This window comes from uncultured Xylophilus sp. (assembly GCA_913776965.1).
Classification (GTDB): Bacteria; Pseudomonadota; Gammaproteobacteria; order Burkholderiales; family Burkholderiaceae_C; genus Xylophilus.
The window spans coordinates 16390-33621 of sequence record CAJYQL010000085.1; the positions used below are offsets into that span (position 1 = coordinate 16390).

10 protein-coding genes are annotated in these 17232 nt (G+C 71.0%); 2 read left to right on the forward strand and 8 right to left on the reverse strand.

The genetic code is table 11. From position 1 onward, the window contains the following. Window positions 1-57: 57 nt before the first annotated feature. The 6 genes from QZ500_RS13015 to QZ500_RS13040 form a co-directional block, all read right to left on the reverse strand. Window positions 58-6816 (reverse strand): Hpt domain-containing protein, encoded by a 6759-nt coding sequence (locus QZ500_RS13015; RefSeq protein ID WP_295855834.1) that lies wholly within the window; start codon window positions 6814-6816, stop codon window positions 58-60. A 21-nt stretch (window positions 6817-6837) separates the two neighbouring features. Next, on the reverse strand, window positions 6838-9237 hold the full coding sequence (locus QZ500_RS13020) for a methyl-accepting chemotaxis protein (protein ID WP_295855835.1): 2400 nt from the start codon (window positions 9235-9237) through the stop codon (window positions 6838-6840). Window positions 9238-9271: 34 nt separating this feature from the next. Beyond that, window positions 9272-9823, reverse strand: a complete 552-nt coding sequence (locus QZ500_RS13025; protein ID WP_295855836.1) for a chemotaxis protein CheW — start codon at window positions 9821-9823, stop codon at window positions 9272-9274. Between the two features lie 31 nt (window positions 9824-9854). Then, window positions 9855-10220: a response regulator gene (locus QZ500_RS13030; RefSeq protein ID WP_295855837.1), complete on the reverse strand. Its 366-nt coding sequence runs from the start codon at window positions 10218-10220 to the stop codon at window positions 9855-9857. After that, window positions 10220-10618, reverse strand: a complete 399-nt coding sequence (locus tag QZ500_RS13035; RefSeq protein WP_295855838.1) for a response regulator — start codon at window positions 10616-10618, stop codon at window positions 10220-10222. Before QZ500_RS13035 ends, QZ500_RS13030 begins: the two co-directional genes overlap by 1 nt. A 67-nt stretch (window positions 10619-10685) precedes the next feature. Next, on the reverse strand, window positions 10686-10838 hold the full coding sequence (locus tag QZ500_RS13040) for a rubredoxin (RefSeq protein ID WP_295855861.1): 153 nt from the start codon (window positions 10836-10838) through the stop codon (window positions 10686-10688). A gap of 148 nt (window positions 10839-10986) precedes the next feature. On the opposite strand from QZ500_RS13040, the gene QZ500_RS13045 reads away from it, so the two are divergent. Both QZ500_RS13045 and hemL read left to right on the forward strand, forming a co-directional pair. After that, window positions 10987-11958 carry a bifunctional hydroxymethylpyrimidine kinase/phosphomethylpyrimidine kinase gene (locus tag QZ500_RS13045; RefSeq protein ID WP_295855839.1) on the forward strand — a complete coding sequence of 324 codons (972 nt, stop codon included), beginning with the start codon at window positions 10987-10989 and terminating at the stop codon, window positions 11956-11958. 60 nt (window positions 11959-12018) lie between these two features. Next, window positions 12019-13317: a glutamate-1-semialdehyde 2,1-aminomutase gene (hemL, locus tag QZ500_RS13050; RefSeq protein WP_295855840.1), complete on the forward strand. Its 1299-nt coding sequence runs from the start codon at window positions 12019-12021 to the stop codon at window positions 13315-13317. 62 nt (window positions 13318-13379) lie between these two features. Here hemL and QZ500_RS13055 read toward each other — a convergent pair whose 3' ends face one another. Beyond that, window positions 13380-15515 (reverse strand): TonB-dependent receptor, encoded by a 2136-nt coding sequence (locus QZ500_RS13055; protein WP_295855841.1) that lies wholly within the window; start codon window positions 15513-15515, stop codon window positions 13380-13382. A gap of 132 nt (window positions 15516-15647) precedes the next feature. Further along, window positions 15648-17228 (reverse strand): bifunctional phosphoribosylaminoimidazolecarboxamide formyltransferase/IMP cyclohydrolase, encoded by a 1581-nt coding sequence (gene purH / locus QZ500_RS13060; protein WP_295855842.1) that lies wholly within the window; start codon window positions 17226-17228, stop codon window positions 15648-15650. Window positions 17229-17232: the final 4 nt, after the last annotated feature.

Genomic DNA, 17232 nt, shown 5'->3' on the forward strand with positions numbered 1-17232 from the left:
CATCAGCTACACAATCGATAGCACCTTGCGCACGCTCCGCCTGCGCAAGAGCCCGATTTACGCCTCGACTTCGGCCATCGTGTACCGCCGGACCAGGGCGAGCAGTTCCTCTTCCGGATACGGCTTGCCCAGGTAGTGGTTCACGCCGAGCGACAGCGCATGCTCGCGGTGCTTGCCGGCGATGCGCGAGGTGATCATCACGATCGGCAGGTCGCGCAGCGACGCATCGGCGCGGATGGTGCGCGCGAGGTCGAAGCCGTCCATGCGCGGCATCTCGATATCCGACAGGACCAGCGCCGGACGCTCCTCCTGCAGCCGCTCCAACGCCTGCAGGCCGTCGGCCGCCAGCGCCACCCGGTAGCCTTCGCGGCGCAGCAGGCGCTGGGTGACACGGCGCACGGTGATCGAGTCGTCCACCACCAGCACCAGCGGCACCCGGTCATCGGCCGTGGCCGTCGCGGCGTCGGTCGCGCCACCGCCGCCGTCCGCGCCCGAGGCATCGGCCGCTGCCGCGCGGGCCGCCTGCGCAGCCCGGACCCGGTCGCCATACACCGTCGCCAGCGCCACCGGGTTGTAGACCAGCACCACCGCCCCCGAGGGCAGCACCGACATCGCCGACAGCCCGGGCATGCGCACCAGCTGCGGCCCGAGGTTCTTGACAACCACTTCCTGCTGGCCGAGCACTTCGTCCACATGCAGGGCGATGCGCTGCTGGGCGCTGCGCACGATCATCACCGGACGGGTGCGGCTTTCGGGCTCGACGCTGCGGGCCGAGGACTGCAGCAGCGCACCGGCCCAGAAGAACGGCACGTCCTCCAAATCGTGGTGGAACCGGCCGGAGGCATAGGCCTCGTCCAGTTCCGTCCCGCCGGAGCGCCGCACGATCTCCACCACGGTGGCCGGCACGCCGAACACCAGGCCGCCGGCACGCACCAGCACCACCTGCGTCACCGCGGTGGTCAGCGGCAGTACCAGCCGGAAGCGGGTGCCCGCGCCGGCGGTGGTGTGGGTCTCGATCCGCCCGCCGGACGCCTGCACCTCGGTGCGGACCACGTCCATGCCGATGCCGCGGCCGGCCAGTTCGGTGACTTCCTGCGCGGTCGAGAAGCCCGGCGCGAACACCAGGTCGGCCAGCGCGCCGTCGGACCATTCGGCCCCGGGCTCGATCAGCCCCAGGCGCTCGCCCTTCTCGCGGATGCGCTGCAGATCGAGGCCCGTGCCGTCGTCGCGCACCTCGACCGCCACGTCGTTGCCTTCCTGCTGCACCGCGATCTCGATCCGGCCGGTGGCCGGCTTGCCGGCCGCGACCCGCGCCTCCGACGGCTCGATGCCGTGGACCACCGCGTTGCGCAGCAGGTGCTCGAAGGACGGCACCAGCCGCTCCAGCACGCCGCGGTCCATCTCGACGGCGCCGCCGGTGATGTCCAGCGTAATCGCCTTGCCGGTTTCCTTGGCGGCCTGGCGCGCCACCGCATAGAGCCGTTCGGCGACGCCGTCGAACTCCACCATCCGGGTGCGCAGCAGGTCGCGCTGCAGTTCGCGGGCCTGGCGGCCCTGCGCGACCAGTTCGTCTTCGGCGCCCTGCATGCCGCGCTGCAGGTTGCGCTGCACCGTGGCCACGTCGTCCACCGACTCGGCCATCATCCGGGTCAGTTCCTGTACCCGGGTGAAACGGTCGAATTCCAGCGGGTCGAAGCCGGCGGCACTGTCCTTGGCCAGCGCCAGGCGCGACTGCATCTGCGTCTCGGCCTGCACCTCGATGTCGCGCAGCTCGCGCCGCAGACGCTCCAGGTTGCCGCCCAGGTCGGCGAGCGAGCCCTGCATCTGGGTGAGCCGCGCCTCCAGCCGCGAGCGGCTGATCATCACCTCGCCGGCCTGGTTGACCAGCCGGTCGAGCAGCTGGGCGCGCACCCGCACCGACGGACCTGCCGCGCGGCCGGACGCCGCCTGCAGCGGCGCACGCTGCGGAACTGCGACGCCGCGGGGCAGGTCCGCAGGGTCGGCGACGGGTGTATCGACCGCATCGGCTGGGGCGACAGGCGCAGCATCGGCCGCGGGCGCTTCCGCCTCCTGGCGGATCGTGTCGGTCGGCAGGGCCGACGCCGCCGGCGCCGCGGCCTGCATCTGGCTCGCGGCATCGCGGGCGCGCAGGGCGTCCAGTTCCGCCTGGAGGGCGTCGGCCGCACCGAACAGCGGTTCAATCGCGGCAGTGCCGGGCGTGGCACCCAGGTCCTCGATCGCGGTTTCGAACCGGTGGGCCAGCTCTCCCAGCCGCAGCGCACCGGCCAGGCGGGCACTGCCCTTGAGCGTGTGCAGCGCCCGCAGCACCTCCGCCCGCGCCGCCTGCTCGTCCGGCAGCAGGGCCCAGCGCCGCAGCGCCGCACCGAGCGCCGGCAGGAGTTCCAGCGCTTCTTCCTCGAAGATCGGGAAGAGGTCGCGGTCGACCGCATCGACAACGTCGAGGTCGTCGGTGATGTCGAAGGCCGTGGCGGCCGGGGCGCGGGAGGGCGTCTCATACGGGCGGACAGCTGCGGTATCGGGCCGGGCAGCAGCCTGCAGGACGCTGTTCTCTACGGCGGAAAGCGGCTCGGCTTCCTGCTCGGCAGCCACCGCCTCCGAGTCCGCCGGAAATTGCTCAGCGACCTCGTCGGCTGGAGGCTGCAGTGCATCTGGTGCATCGGCCTCCGGTGCCTCCGGTGCATTCGACGCTTCCACGACGCTGTCCGGCTCTGCCCGCAACGGTTCCGCGGTCGGCACATCGTCGATCTGCAACGGCTCGGGCTCCCGGAGAGATTCCGGCGCCTCCTGCGTCCCATCACCTAGTGCGGCATCCACCGCCGTCGGCATCGCCAACACGTCTGCGCGGGCATCCCGCCCAGGCCGCTCCAGCGGCACCACGTTGTCCGGCACGGCCACGTCCGACGACCGGTCTTCGGTCCGCAGGAAACTGGCTGCCGACGGCATCGCGTCCTCGATGTCGGTATCGATCAGCGCCTGCAGCGCCCGCAGCAGACGCGGCTGCGGTTCCTTGAGGAAACCGGCCGCGAACTGGTGCAGCAGGTAGCGGATGTCTTCGGCGGTATCGACCAGCACCCCGGCCTGGTGCGGCGTGCCGCCTGGCTGCCGCTGGACGTGCATCAGCGCCTGCTCCAGCAGCCGCGCCACGCCCGAAAGCGCCGCGAACCCGACCGTCCCCGAGCTGCCGGCGAGCGAATGTGCGAGCGAGACGGCCGCCTCGGGCACTGGCCGGTGCAGTTCGAGCGACCATTCGCCCAGCTCGGTAACCAGCCGCCGCGACCACTCGTCGGCTTCGTTCAGGAAGACGTTGTAGAGCGGGATCGGGATGCGCAGCGGGCCGATGGCCTTGACGTCCTCGGCGGCCGCATCGTCCGGCTCGTCCACGCTGACGTTGAGGTCGTGGCCGGCGTCGTTGTCGTCACTGCCATCGCCGTCGGCAGGAACCGTAACGTCGGTGGCGGCAGGCTGCTCCACCGGCGCCGACGGCGCCGACGGCTCGGGCGGTGCGGGTGGCTCGGTGCGACTGTCCGCGTCCGTGGCGCCATCGGCCGCGAGGTCCGACGGCGTGGCGGATGCATCCGCGCCTTCCCAGGTATCGGTGAGTTCCGGCAGGGCGGCATCGAACGGCGGCGGAACGGATGCCGGTAGAGCATCGGCATCGGCATCGGCATCGGCATCGGCATCGGCGCCAGCGTCCGCGATTGCGGCAGCACCCGCGGCGGCATCGACACCGCCAGCTTCCGTTGCGGACGGGGCCGCGCTTTCAGCGGATCCGTTATCCGGCAGGGCATCGTGCAGCGATGCGGGCTCGGACGGGACGTCACCGTCACTCGGTTCGGCTTCGGCTTCGGCTTCGGCTTCGGCTTCGGCTTCGGGGCCTGAGGGTGCTTCTGTCCAGGCCGTCTCCAGCGCATCGGACGGAAGCATCGGCGCCTGGTTTTCCGGCGAGGATCCGACGCCCGCCTCGGGCGCTGCGTCCAGCGTCGCCGCGTCCTGCGGTGCCGCCATTGATGGGGACTCGGACAGCTCCTGCGTTTCCGCCTGCAGTGCGATACCTCCATCCACCGACTGCGCATCGGCCGCTGCCGCGAATTCGGCGAAATCGACTTCGACGATCTCCAGGTCCGACACCGACGCCGGGGCGCCTGCGTCGTCGGCAGTCGCGTCGACCGCCGCCGTGTCGTCTGCGTCGATGGCCGGCGTGCCCGTCGAATCCTCGTCATGCCCAACGAGCATGGTGGACTCGAAATCGCCGTGCTCCACGGCGTCGGCGTCCGTCCCATCGGCCAACGCCGTGCCGGGCAGCAGCAGCGGCTGCACCGGCAGGCCCATGCGCAGGGCTTCCGCGGACGCGCGGAACGGCTCGGCCCGCCAATCGGCATCGCGCTGCTCGGCGATGTCTTCCACCCAGTGGCCGAACGCGTCCAGCGCTTCGGCCGCAAGCTGGCGGTGGGTCTCCGGCAGGGGCCGCTGCTCGGCCAGCCAGGCATTGAACAGCTGCTCCAGCGCCCAGGCCGCTTCGCCGAAACGGTCGAGCCCGACCATGCGCGCGCTGCCCTTGAGCGTGTGGAACGCGCGGCGCAGCGTGGTCTGCTCGCTCAGGTCGGCCGGATGCGTGGCGAGCGCCGCGACCGCGGCGCGGCCGCCGGCCACCACCTCGCGCGCCTCGTCCAGAAAGATCTGCCGCAGGTCGAAATCGTCGTCATCGTCGTCGTCCGCGCTGTCTGCCGGGGGCACCGGCGTCGCCGTCTGCATCGCCGCTGGCGCCGAAGCGAATGCAGACGACGGAGCCGGCACAGGCGCGAGCAGCGACGCAGGCATCTCGACCGGGTCGCGAGCGGCCACCGCTTCGTTGGGGACCGCGATCGGCGCGGGCGCTGCGACCGGCGCGGCCGGCGGCGGCACAGCGGGTGCCGGGGGCAGCGACGGCGCCGGCACAGAGGCAGAGGCGGGCGCCGGAACATGCGTCGGAATCGCGGTCGGCGGCGTTGCCGGCGGCGGCACCGGGGCGCGCGCGGGCTGCACAGCCGCATTGGGCTTACGCGCCATCACGACCCGCAGTTCGCCACGCTGCTCGTCGAACACGAACAGCCGCCGTGCCAGCGTCGGCTGGTAGCCGAGCATGTCGATCAGGAAACTCAGCGCGCCCATGCTGTTGCCGAGCGAGGCGAACACCGCCTGCCGCGCAGCCTCCTCGACCGGCAGGCCCAGCAGCAGACGCTCCACGCTGTCGCGCATCCGCACGACAGCCTGCGCGGCCTGGTCGAGGCCGAGCACCGACAGCACGCCGCGCATCTGCGCGAAATGGCTCGGCACGCCGACCAGCGGCGCGGCATCGTGCGACTGGCGGAAGAACTGGTCGAGCAGCTGCTCGGTCTCGCGCAGGGTCGTGCGCAGTTCCTCGACCACGCTGCCCATGGTCTGGCGATCGCTCACCCGGCGGTAGAGGTCCTCCATCCAGCCGTCGAGCGGCTCGGGCACGGACGCCCGGCCGGCGCGCTCCAGCCGTCCGGCCAGCACCGCCGCGCGCTCGGCCATCGTCTCGTCGGAGGTGTCGAGCTCCTCGTAGGCGGCCTGCAGGTACAGCACCGAGGTGGCGACTTCCATCGCCAGCGCGGTGCCCGGCGGCTCGCCGCTGCGCGGCGTGGCGTCGAGCGCCTGGTTCAGCGCCTGCGCGAGCGGTGCGCTCTGCGGATGCAGGCGCCGCAGCGAGTCGGCCACTAGGTGGAACTGGTCTGCCGCCGCCTTGATCTTCTGGCGGTCGCCGCCGGCCAGGGCCGACCAGGTTTCGGCGGCGGCGGCGATACGCTTGCGCGCCTGCGCCAGCACCGCCGGGTCGAATCGGCCGAAGCGCCGGCGTTCGTAGTCGACCGGCGCCGTGTGCTCCAGCCCCCACGCAGCGCGCACCGCCGCGAGCGCCGGTGCGTCGGAAGCCGATGCCGGCGCGGCGTGCGCACAGAAGAACAGCAGGTCCTGCAGCAGCCGGTCGTGCACGGCAGTGTCGCCGCGCGCGAAGGCGGTGTACTGCATCAGCACCCGCGAGGCGACGCGCTTGGCATGCAGGTCCTGGGGCAGCAGGTCCAGCGCCTGGGCTTCGAAGAAACCGGCACAGATCTGCCAGAAACTGCGCGCGGCACCAGCGGGCTGTGCCGCCGCCAGCCGGGCCGACAGCGACGACAGCCGGCGCGCGGCACCGGCGTCGCCGGTCTTCACGAGATTCAAGACGGCCTGATCGAGCTGGCTGCGCGCAGCCGGTCCGTACGGCAGCGCGACCGCTGCGGGATCGCTAGGAGCCTCGTGCACGCCCGCGCGCGCCGGCGGCCACAGGTCGGCCGGATGCGCGCGGTCCGCGCCGGCGATCGCCTGCACCTCGCGGTACTGCGGGAACAGGCCGACCGCTGCGTCGGGCTTGCCCGCCAGCATCGCGTCGAAATACTCGCCGAGTGCAAAACCCGCGCGCTCGAGCGTGCCGACCGCTTCCTCATTGCACAGCCCGGGACGCTGCAGGAATTTCTGCACGGCCGCTTCCATCGCGCGGACCAGCACCGCGACATGGCCGAGACCGACCATCTGCAGGGCACCAGAGACCTGGTGGAGCTGCTGGCGGGCGCTGCGCAACGCAGCGGTATCGAGGTTGTCCGGGTCCGACAGGCCGGCTTCCGCGGCGTCCCGCAGGAAACGCCGCAGCGACTTGGCAGCGCCTTCGAGCGATCGCCGCAGCTCGGCCTCGACCCACGCCAGCGGGCCCAGGTCGCGTTCGGGAAGGTCCGTCTCGGGGGCGGCGTCGACTCTTGACATGGGCAGCGGTCCGACGGGTCGTCAGGCGATCTTGAAACGTGCCACGGACTGGCGCAGCTCTTCGGCCATGCGCGACAGTTCGCGCACCTGCTGCGCGGTCGAACGGGTGCCCTCGCCGGTCTGCTCCGTCACGGCGAAGATGTGCTGGATGTTGTCGGCCACCTCGTTGGCCAGCTCGGCCTCGCGCGAGGTGGAGGAGGAGATCTGCTCGATCAGGTCGGCGAGCCGTCGCGACACCCGGTCGATCTCGGTCAGCGCGGTGCCGGCGGAGTCGGACAGGCGCGCGCCCTCGACCACGCCCTGGGTGGAGCGTTCCATGGCGGCCACCGCATCCTGCGTGTCGGTCTGGATCGCCTTCACCAGCGCCGAGATCTGGCGCGTGGCGTCGGCCGAGCGCTCCGCCAGACGCTGCACTTCTTCGGCCACCACCGAGAAGCCGCGGCCCGCTTCGCCGGCGGACGCGGCCTGGATGGCGGCGTTCAACGCCAGCACGTTGGTCTGCTCGGTGATGTCCGAGATCAGTTCGGTGATTTCGCCGATCTCCTGGGACGATTCGCCCAGCCGCTTGATCCGCTTGGAGGTGTCCTGGATCTGGTCGCGGATCGAGTTCATGCCGCCGATCGCGTTCTGCACCGCCTGCAGGCCGGAGTCCGCGGCCTGCAGCGACTGGCGCGCCACCGAGGCCGATTCCTGCGCCTGCGTCGACACGTCGGTGATGCGCGACGCCATGTCGAGCACCGAGCGACCGGTCTCGCGGATCTCGCGCAGCTGCTCGGTCGAGGCTGCGAGCAGTTCGGTGGAGGTGCTGTCCACCAGCGCGGTCGTCTGCGCCACCTTCGTCGCGGTGTTCTGCACGTTGCCCACCAGCAGGCGCAGTTCTTCCACCGTGTAATTGACCGAGTCGGCGATCGCGCCGGTGATGTCCTCGGTCACCGTCGCTTCCTGCGTCAGGTCGCCCTCGGCCACCGTCTGCAGCTCGTTCATCAGCCGCAGAATCGCCGCCTGGTTGGCATCGTTGATCCGGCGGGCTTCCTGTCGGGCCTGCTCGGCTTCGTGCTGCTGGGTTTCGGCTTCCTGGCGCTGCTGTTCGGCGGCGCGCTGACGGGTCCGGCTGTCGAGCAGCAGCACCCGGGCGAGGCCGAAGGCGGCGGCCAGCACGACGAGCGCCGTCACCACCATTGCCAGCAACGTGCCGAGGCCCAGCCCGGCATCGCCGGAGAGCTTGGCCTGCAGCGCTTCGAGCTGGCGGCGCAGCGGTTCGCTGTCCGCGATGATCGCAACCTGCGCCTCGCGGGCCGACACCAGCCCCTGCAGGTTGCCGAGAATCGCACCGGCCTGGGTGCGGGTCTGGTCGTAGAGCGCCAGCAAGGCCTGCAGCCGCTCGCGCACCTGCGCATCGCGCGCGGCGCTCAGGCGCAGGTCGGCGTTGCCGTCGAGGAGGCCCTGGGCGATCTCGCGGAAGGAGTTCAGGTCCTTGCCAAGCAGGAACACCGCCTCCGGGCTCACGCCTTCGGCGGTCTGGAATTCGTTGGCGGACTTGCCGATGCGCTGCGTCAGCATCACTAGCTGCCCGGTGGCGGAAATGTCGGTGGCCGATGCGTTCTGCTGCAGCTTGAGCGCGGCGACCGTCTCGGCGATCTCCAGCAGGTCGGACGACTGCCGGTTGATGGTGCGCAGCGCCGCACCGACCTGCGTCAGGATCTTCTCCTGCGACAGCACGATCTTCGCGTTGCGCTCCGCCCGCTCGACCAGCGGGGTGACGCGGTCGAGTTCCTCCTGGTAGGCCGAACCGAGCGCGCCAATCCGCATGTCGCCTTCGCCGGTGCGCAGCGCGTTGTCGATCTTCGCCAGCACCTCGCTGCTCTCCCGCACGTCGGGGAAGGCCTGGGGGCTGCCGATGATGGCTTGGCTCACCGACTTGGCGAGGCGCTGCGACTGCATCAGCGCTTGGCCGGTGGCGGCCAGCTGCTGGGCGTTGCGCTCGGCCTGGCGCAGCGCCACGCCGGCCAGGATCGCCAGGATCAGCAGCGCGGCGGCCAGCAGCGCATAAAGTGCGCGCTGGTGGCGGTTGATGCTGGCGCGCCCCAGCAGCGGCAGCGCGACGAGTTCGGAGTCGTTGAAGCCGGCCTTCGGTTCCGCCAGACGGCTGGCGGCGAAGCCGCCGGGGGCCGCGTCGCCGGCATCGGCCGCCGTCGCGTGCGCAAGCAGCCGGTCGGCCGCCGGCATGCCGCCCGTCTCCGCGCCGAACACCGTCGGCGCGCCGAGCCGGGCATTGTCGTCCACCACCGTATCGGCATCCCGTCCGCGGTCCTCCGTCACCGTGTCCTGCAGGGACGCGACGCTCTCCGCGGGAGCGGACGCCGGCGTCGGCGCGGCGGGCTTGCGTGCGAACAGTTTTCCGAGGTGGTCGGCGACGGACATGGTGCGATCCTGGAGGAGCCTGGAGAGAAGAAATTCAGCTGCTGATGCTGAGGAACGTGGGGTCCTGCGCGAGCGCCTGGAGGTCGATCTCCTGCCAGGCGACGTTCTGCGCGTCGAGATAGTCGTGTCCGCGCCAGGCGGGAGCACCGTCCGGCGGAGGACGCACGGAGGTGAAGGCCTCGCCGCCGCGCAGACCGCTCAGCCGGTCCACGACGAGGGCGCACTGCACGCCCAGCGCCGGGTTGAGCGCCAGCAGGCTCGACTCGCCCTGCGTGGCGTCCGCCCTGCGGGCAGAGGCCGCGCGGCTTCCGGCGCCCGTAGCAGCTGCAACAAAAGCCGCCCAGTCCACCACGCCCGACAGGCCGCCGCGCAGGTTGGCGACGCCCAGGTACCAGTCGACCGTGTAGGGCACCGGCTGCACCGGTGTCCAGGCGAAGATTTCGCCCGCCTGGTTCAACGGGAAGAGATAGGGCGCACCCTGCACTTCCACCGCCAGCCAGGCGACGGACGCTCCGCTGCTGCGCGCCGCCTGCAGGCGGGTGGCGAGACGGGTCTGCAGTTCCCGCAGGGCTTGGCGGTTGGCCATGGTGGTCCGGGCGGAGCCGAGCGCCGGCGGATCAGCGCAGCTCGGCGATGCGGGCCCGCAGTTCGGCGGGATCGACCGGCTTGGTGATGTAGGCGCGGGCGCCCTGGCGCAGGCCCCAGACCCGGTCGGTCTCCTGGTTCTTGCTGGTGCACATGAAGATCGGCACGTCGGCGTACAGCGGATTGCGGTTGATCGACCGGGTCAGCTGGAACCCGTTCTGGCCGGGCATGACCACGTCCATCAGGATCAGGTCGGGCTTGTCCTCGGCCAGACGCTGGAAGGCTTCTTCGGCGTTCTCTGCGGTGCGGACCTGCATGCCTTCCTTCTGGAGGACGCCGGTGAGGAACATGAGCTCGGTCTTGGAGTCGTCCACGACCAGGACTTTCTGGATCGGCATCAGGCAGCTCCTGCAGGCTGGGAACCGAATTGCTGCACGACCGACAGCAGCTGGTCCTTGGTAAAGGGTTTGGTGAGGTAGTCCTGGCAGCCGACCATGCGGCCCCGCGCCTTGTCGAACACGCCGTCCTTGGAGGACAGCATCACGACCGGCGTGCCGGCGAAGCGCTCGTTGCGCTTGATGATCGCGCAGGTCTGGTAACCGTCGAGCTTGGGCATGAGGATGTCGCAGAAGATCAGCTGCGGCTGGTAATCGTTGACCTTGGCCAGCGCGTCGAAGCCGTCGTCGGCCAGCAGCACTTCGTGGCCGCCCTGCTTGAGGAAAATCTCGGCACTGCGGCGGATGGTGTTGCTGTCATCCACCACCAGCACTTTGCAGCGGGTTGCGTTCGTGCTCACAGGCTCTCCTCGGCCAGTCGTCTCGGGCCCGGCGCAGCAGCAGGAAGCCTGCCGCACCGGCGGACGGTCAGATCTGCACCATCTCGAAGTCTTCCTTGCGCGCACCGCATTCGGGGCAGGTCCAGTTCATCGGAACCTGGTCCCAGGGCGTGCCGGGCGCGATACCGTCGTCAGGGACGCCTGCCGCTTCGTCGTAGATCCATCCGCAGATCAAACACATCCAGGTCTTAGGGTCGGTCACAGCTTAAGTGGGTGAGGATTAACATGTCAACGATTGTATCGAGCGCCTCCGCGGGGCTCCGGGCCGCCTGTGGAAGCGCCGCCACAGCGGCGTTGCACAATGGGTCTCCGAACGCTCTCGCTGCACCATGACCCTGCCTCCGTCCGATGCGACCGACCCGACTTCCGCCGACGCCTTCCTGGAGGAAGAGCGGCCGGCCTGCGTGCTGGTCTTCAATGCCAACGACCCGAGCGGTGCCGGCGGCCTGTCCGGCGACGCGGTGACGATCGCCTCGGTCGGCGGCCATCCGCTGGTGGTGGCGACCGGCGCCTATGCCCGCGACAGCGCCCGCATCTTCGAGCACTTCGCGCTCGACGAGGAAGCCGTGGCCGAACAGGCCCGCGCGGTGCTGGAGGACATTGAGGTCGAGGTGATCAAGGTCGGCTTCGCCGGCACGCCGGAGAACCTGAGCACGATCGCCGAGATCGCCGCCGACTACGAAGGCGCCCCGGTCGTCGCCTACATGCCGGACCTGTCCTGGTGGTCCGAGGATGCGATCGAGGCCTACCATGACGCCTTCCGCGAGCTGCTGCTGCCGCAGACGACCGTGCTGGTGGGCAACCACAGCACGCTCTGGCGCTGGCTGCTGCCCGACTGGTCGCAGCAGCGCAGCCCGACCGCCCGCGACATCGCCAAGGCCGCCTCCGACGTCGGCGTGCCTTACACGCTGGTCACCGGCATCCCGCTGCCCGAGCAGTTCGTCGAGAACGTACTTGCCTCGCCGCAGTCGGTGCTGGGCACCGCCAAGTTCGAGTTGTTCGACGCGGTGTTCTCCGGCGCCGGCGACACGCTGTCGGCCGCGCTCGCCGCGCTGCTCGCCACCGGCAACGACCTGGGCGAGGCGACGAGCGAGGCGCTGCACTACCTCGACCGCAGCCTAGACGCCGGCTTCCGCCCCGGCATGGGCAACGTGCTGCCGGACCGCATGTTCTGGGCGCAGTCCGACGAGGACGACGACACGGGCGATGACGACACCGCCGAGCCCACCGACGGCACGCCGGCCGATCCGGCGGAAGCGCTGGAGCGCTTCGTCCTGCCGCCGCCCGACACCCAGCACTGAACGCTGCCCGCCGGCCTCCGATCCGCTTTTTTGCCCTCTCCGCTTTTTTCCGTCTCCCCGATGACCGCCACGCCCTCCACCTCCGACCGCAACCTGCCCCTGTTCGAACGCGCCCGCGCCGTGATCCCTGGCGGCGTCAACTCGCCGGTGCGCGCCTTCCGGGCGGTCGGCGGCACGCCGCGCTTCGTCGAGCGCGCGCAGGGTGCCTATTTCTGGGACGCCAACGGCCAGCGCTTCATCGACTACATCGGCTCCTGGGGGCCGATGATCCTGGGCCACGGCCATCCGGCGGTGCTGGAAGCAGTGCAGAAGGCGGCGGTCGACGGTTTCTCCTTCGGCGCGCCGACCGAGCGCGAGATCGAGCTCGCCGAGGAGATCATCCGCCTGGTGCCGTCGATCGAGATGGTGCGGCTGGTCAGCTCCGGCACCGAAGCCGGCATGAGCGCGATCCGGCTCGCCCGCGGCGCCACCGGCCGCAAGACGATCGTCAAGTTCGAGGGCTGCTACCACGGCCATGCCGACGCGCTGCTGGTCAAGGCCGGCTCCGGTCTCGCCACTTTCGGCCACCCGACCTCGGCCGGCGTGCCGCCCGAGGTGGCGCAGCACACGCTCGTCCTCGAATACAACAACGTCGCCGCGCTGGAAGCCGCGTTCGCCGCGCACGGCGCGGAGATCGCCTGCGTGATGGTCGAGCCGATCGCCGGCAACATGAACTTCGTGCGGGCCTCGCAGCCCTTCGCCCAGGCGATGCGGGACCTGTGCACGCGGCACGGCGCGCTTCTGGTGTTCGATGAGGTGATGAGCGGCCTGCGGGTCGGCCTCGGCAGTGCACAGAAGGTGCTCGGCGTCCGGCCCGACATAACTGTGCTCGGCAAGGTGATCGGCGGCGGCATGCCGCTGGCGGCGTTCGGCGCCTCGCGGGCGATCATGGAACACCTGGCGCCGCTCGGCGCGGTCTACCAGGCGGGCACGCTGTCGGGCAATCCGGTGGCGACCGCCTGCGGGCTGGCGACCTTGAAGGAGATCGGCCGCCCGGGCTTCTTCGAGGCGCTCGGCGCGCGCACCCGCTCGCTGGTCGACGGACTGACCGCCGCGGCGGCCGACGCCGGCGTGCCGTTCGTGGGCGACTGCGAGGGCGGTATGTTCGGCTTCTTCCTGCTCGACCGGCTGCCGCAGAACTATGCCGAGGTGATGACCACCGACGGCGCCCGCTTCAACCGCCTGTTCCACGGCCTGCTGGACCGGGGGGTGTACATCGCGCCGGCGCTGTACGAGGCCGGCTTCGTCAGCGCGGCGCACAGCGACGTGGACATCGCCGAGACGGTGGCCGCTGCGCGCGAGGTGTTCGCTTCGCTATGAAATCCATATCTGCTTGCGCAGGCAGCACCTGCGCAAACGGCCGTTTTTCTTCCGATCTCTGGCTATAGCGTCGCCCGCAGCCCGATGGTCAGCCGCCGGCCGGGCGCCGATTCGTAGAAGCGCCGGTTGCCGTCGTTGACGATCACCGAGCCGGCATGAGTCCTGTCGAGCAGGTTATCGATGCGCGCCCAGGCCCACCATTCGGCACCGGCCGCGCGGAAGCCCCGGCCGGCGCGCAGGTTCAGCGTGCCGTAGCCGGGCGCGGCTTCGCTGTTCTGGTCGTCGGCGAACACGCGGGCCGACAGCGCCAGGTCCGCCCCCACCGTCCAGCCGGCGGCCGGCGCGGCATCGACGCCGAGCAGCGCCGTGTGCCGTGCGGTGCCGGGCAGACGGTTGCCGCGGGCCACCGGGGCCCCGCCGGCGGTGGCATAGGGGCTGTCGAAGAACGCATCCAGCCAGGTGTAGGCCGCCCGCGGCGCCCAGCCGCCGACGCGCGGAGCGGCGGTCATCCAGGCGATCTCGGCGCCGCGGCGACGCACCGCATCGGCGTTCTGGTAGACGGTGCGGCCGTTGACGGTGGCGGCCGGCACGATCTCCCGGCGGCTTTTCGCATCGAAGACCGCGGCCTCGACGCGGTGCACGCCGCCACGCCACTTGACACCCAGCTCAGCCTGCCGGCTGCGGCTGCTGTCGAGTGCGAAATTGGGCCCGTCGTTGCCGACGCTGTAGGCCAGCTCGGCGAGGGTCGGCGTCTCGAAGCCCTGGCCGAGGTTGGCGTACAGGTTGAGGCTGTCGGCCACCGTCCAGACCGCGCCGAGCGTCGGGCTGGCCTGCCGGTAGCGGCGCTCGCCGCTGTCGTCCGGATTGGCCGGGCCGATCAGCCGGTCGGCGACCGCGAGCCGCACCTCGCTGCTGCGCACCCCGGCGAGCAGGCGCCAGCGCTCGCTCACCGTCCAGTCGAGCTGGGCATACAGGTCGGTGGAGCCGGCGCGGTCGGTCTCGTCGCGGCGCAGGGCGCCGGCGGTGCCGTTGTTGTTCACGAAGCCGCGCCGCACTTCGCGCAGCCGGTCGGCGTCGAAGCCGACGGTCCACGACAGCGGCAGGCCCGAGGCCGTCGGCACGGTGTGGGTCCAGGCGAGCCCCACGCCGCCGTAGCGGCGGTCCAGGTCCACCACGCCGCCCGCGCTGTTCGCCGCGGCGCCGCTGAATGCCAGGTACTGGGTGACGCCGCGCGTACCGCCGTAGAGGCGCGCATCCAGCCGGTCCCGCGGACCAAGCCGGTGCTCGATGCGCAGGCCAAGCTGCTGCTGGTCCACCGCCTTGCGGGTGTCGAAGGCGTAGGCGACCGCAAGTGCCTGCCGCGGTGCGGTTCGCAGCTGCGCGGCGGTCAGGCCGAGCGGGTCCTGCGCCCGGGGCTGGTCGAACAGGTTCAGCAGCGCGGTGACGGTGGTGTCGGCCGACGGCCGCGCCACCAGCTTGCCGTTGAGATGGGTGCGCTCGGCCGCCGAATGGTCGCGCCAGCCGTCGGTGCGCAGATGCGCAATGTCGAGCAGACCGCCGAGCTGCCGATCGCCGACGTCGATCGACGCGCCCGCCGTGCGCAGACCGTAGGCGCCGGCGGCGACCGATGCGCCCAGGCGTCCACCCGGCAGCGGATCGCGGGTGAACACCTGCAGCACACCGCCGGCCGCATTGCCGTATTGCTGGGCGAGCGGGCCGCGCAGGACGTCGACCCGCGCCGCCGACGCGAGTTGCGCGGTGGCCGCCTGCCCCTGTCCGTCGGGCATCGTGGCGGGAATGCCGTCGACCAGGATGCGCACACCGCGTACGCCGAAGGTGGAGCGCGAGCCGAAGCCGCGCACCGCGATCTGAAGGTCCTGCGCATAGTTCTGCCGGTCCTGGACCACCACGCCGGGCTGGCCGACCAGCAGTTCCGACAGCTGCGTCAGCGGGCCGGCGGTGCGCATCGGATCGACCGCCACGGCGGTGTGGCTGGCGGCAGCGTCGAAGCGTTGCTGCGCCTCGCGGCTGCCGCCCGAGACCTCGACCGTGGCGAGCGTGGGCGCATCGGCCGACACGGTGGTCAGCGAGGTCTGTGCGAAGACCGGCTGCACGGCCGCACCGGCGCCCGCCAGGGCCGCCATCGCGACATGCGCCGCGCGCGGGTGGAAAAGGAAAGGCGCAGTGCGGACGGTCATCGGCGGATGGTGGAGGAACGGAATCCGCCGAGGCTACGCCCTCCCGCGCCGTGGTGCGTTGGCAACGGTAAGCGGCGCACCGCCGTCACCGTGCCCCCCCGGCCGCCATCCGCCGGCGGCTGCGCGCGACCGTCAGTGCCGGAAATGCCGCACGCCGGTCAGCACCAGCGCGATGCCGCGTTCGTCGGCCGCGGCGATGACTTCGGCGTCGCGCATCGAGCCGCCCGGGTGCACCACGCAGGTGGCGCCCTCGTCGATCAGCACGTCGAGCGTGTCGCGGAACGGGAAGAAGGCGTCGCTCGCCACCACCGTGCCCTGGAGCGACAGGCCGGCGTGGCCAGCCTTGATGCTGGCGATGCGGGCGGAATCGAGCCGGCTCATCTGGCCCGCACCGACGCCGAGCGTCATGCCGTCCTTGCAGAACACGATCGCGTTGCTCTTCACGAACTTGGCGACGGTCCAGGCGAACAGGATGTCCTGCAGCTGCGCGTCAGTCGGCCGTACCTTGCTGACCACCTGCAGATCGGCGAGGGTCAGTTCGTGGTTGTCGGCGCTCTGCACCAGGAGGCCCGAGCCGATGCGCTTGACGTCCTGGGCATTCAGGCCGCGTTCCCAGGCGGTGGCGCCGTCGCGCTTCACGCCGTCGAGCGGAATCTCCAAGATGCGCACGTTGGTCTTGCCCTTGAAGACCTCGCGCGCCTCGTCGGTCACCGACGGCGCCATCAGCACCTCGACGAACTGCTTGGCGACTTCCTGCGCGGCCGCGCCGTCGAGCGGCCGGTTGAAGGCGATGATGCCGCCGAAGGCCGAGGTCGAATCGGTCTTGAACGCCTTGAAGTAAGCCTCCAGCGGCGTCGCGCCGAGCGCCACGCCGCAGGGGTTGGCATGCTTCACGATCACGCAAGCCGGCGTGTCGAAGCTCTTCACGCATTCCCAGGCCGCATCGGCATCGGCGATGTTGTTGTAGCTCAGCTCCTTGCCCTGCAGCTGCCGCGCGGTGACCAGCGAGCCCGGCGCCGGATGCAGGTCGCGGTAGAAGGCGGCCTGCTGGTGCGGGTTCTCGCCGTAGCGCAGGTCCTGCAGCTTGACGAAGCTGGCATTGCTCTGCGCCGGGAAGGCCGCGGGCGTGCCGTCGTCCTGCAGCGCCGACAGGTAGTTGCTGATCGCCGCGTCGTACTGCGCGATGCGGTTGAACGCCGCGACCGAGAAGGCGAAGCGGGTGCGGTCCGACAGCTTGCCTTCGGCGCGCAGTTCGCCCAATGCGCGCTCGTACTGCGTCGCGTCGGTCAGCACGCCCACGTCCTTCCAGTTCTTCGCGGCGCTGCGCACCATCGCCGGGCCGCCGATGTCGATGTTCTCGATCGCGTCGTCCAGCGTGCAGCCGGGCTTGGCGACCGTCGCCTCGAATGGGTAGAGGTTCACCACCAGCAGGTCGATCGTGTCGATGCCGTGGGCCTGCAGGGCGGCCACGTGTTCCGGCACGTCGCGGCGTGCGAGCAGGCCGCCGTGGACCTTCGGATGCAGCGTCTTGACGCGGCCGTCGAGCATTTCCGGAAAGCCGGTGACCTCGGCCACCTCGGTGACCGGCAGGCCTTCCTTTGCGAGCAGCTGGGCGGTGCCGCCGGTCGAGAGCAGGCGGATGCCGAGCGCATGCAGCGCGCGGGCGAAGTCGACGATACCGGTCTTGTCGGAGACGGAAAGGAGTGCGTTCATGGAA

What these genes read in the sequence shown, in the direction of transcription:
- QZ500_RS13045 (WP_295855839.1), top strand. Translation starts at nt 10,987, where the DNA reads ATGACCCTGCCTCCGTCCGATGCGACCGACCCGACTTCCGCCGACGCC.
- purH (WP_295855842.1), bottom strand. Translation starts at nt 17,228, where the DNA reads ATGAACGCACTCCTTTCCGTCTCCGACAAGACCGGTATCGTCGACTTC.
- QZ500_RS13025 (WP_295855836.1), bottom strand. Translation starts at nt 9,823, where the DNA reads ATGGCCAACCGCCAAGCCCTGCGGGAACTGCAGACCCGTCTCGCCACC.
- hemL (WP_295855840.1), top strand. Translation starts at nt 12,019, where the DNA reads ATGACCGCCACGCCCTCCACCTCCGACCGCAACCTGCCCCTGTTCGAA.
- QZ500_RS13055 (WP_295855841.1), bottom strand. Translation starts at nt 15,515, where the DNA reads ATGACCGTCCGCACTGCGCCTTTCCTTTTCCACCCGCGCGCGGCGCAT.
- QZ500_RS13020 (WP_295855835.1), bottom strand. Translation starts at nt 9,237, where the DNA reads ATGTCCGTCGCCGACCACCTCGGAAAACTGTTCGCACGCAAGCCCGCC.
- QZ500_RS13015 (WP_295855834.1), bottom strand. Translation starts at nt 6,816, where the DNA reads ATGTCAAGAGTCGACGCCGCCCCCGAGACGGACCTTCCCGAACGCGAC.
- QZ500_RS13040 (WP_295855861.1), bottom strand. Translation starts at nt 10,838, where the DNA reads ATGTGTTTGATCTGCGGATGGATCTACGACGAAGCGGCAGGCGTCCCT.
- QZ500_RS13030 (WP_295855837.1), bottom strand. Translation starts at nt 10,220, where the DNA reads ATGCCGATCCAGAAAGTCCTGGTCGTGGACGACTCCAAGACCGAGCTC.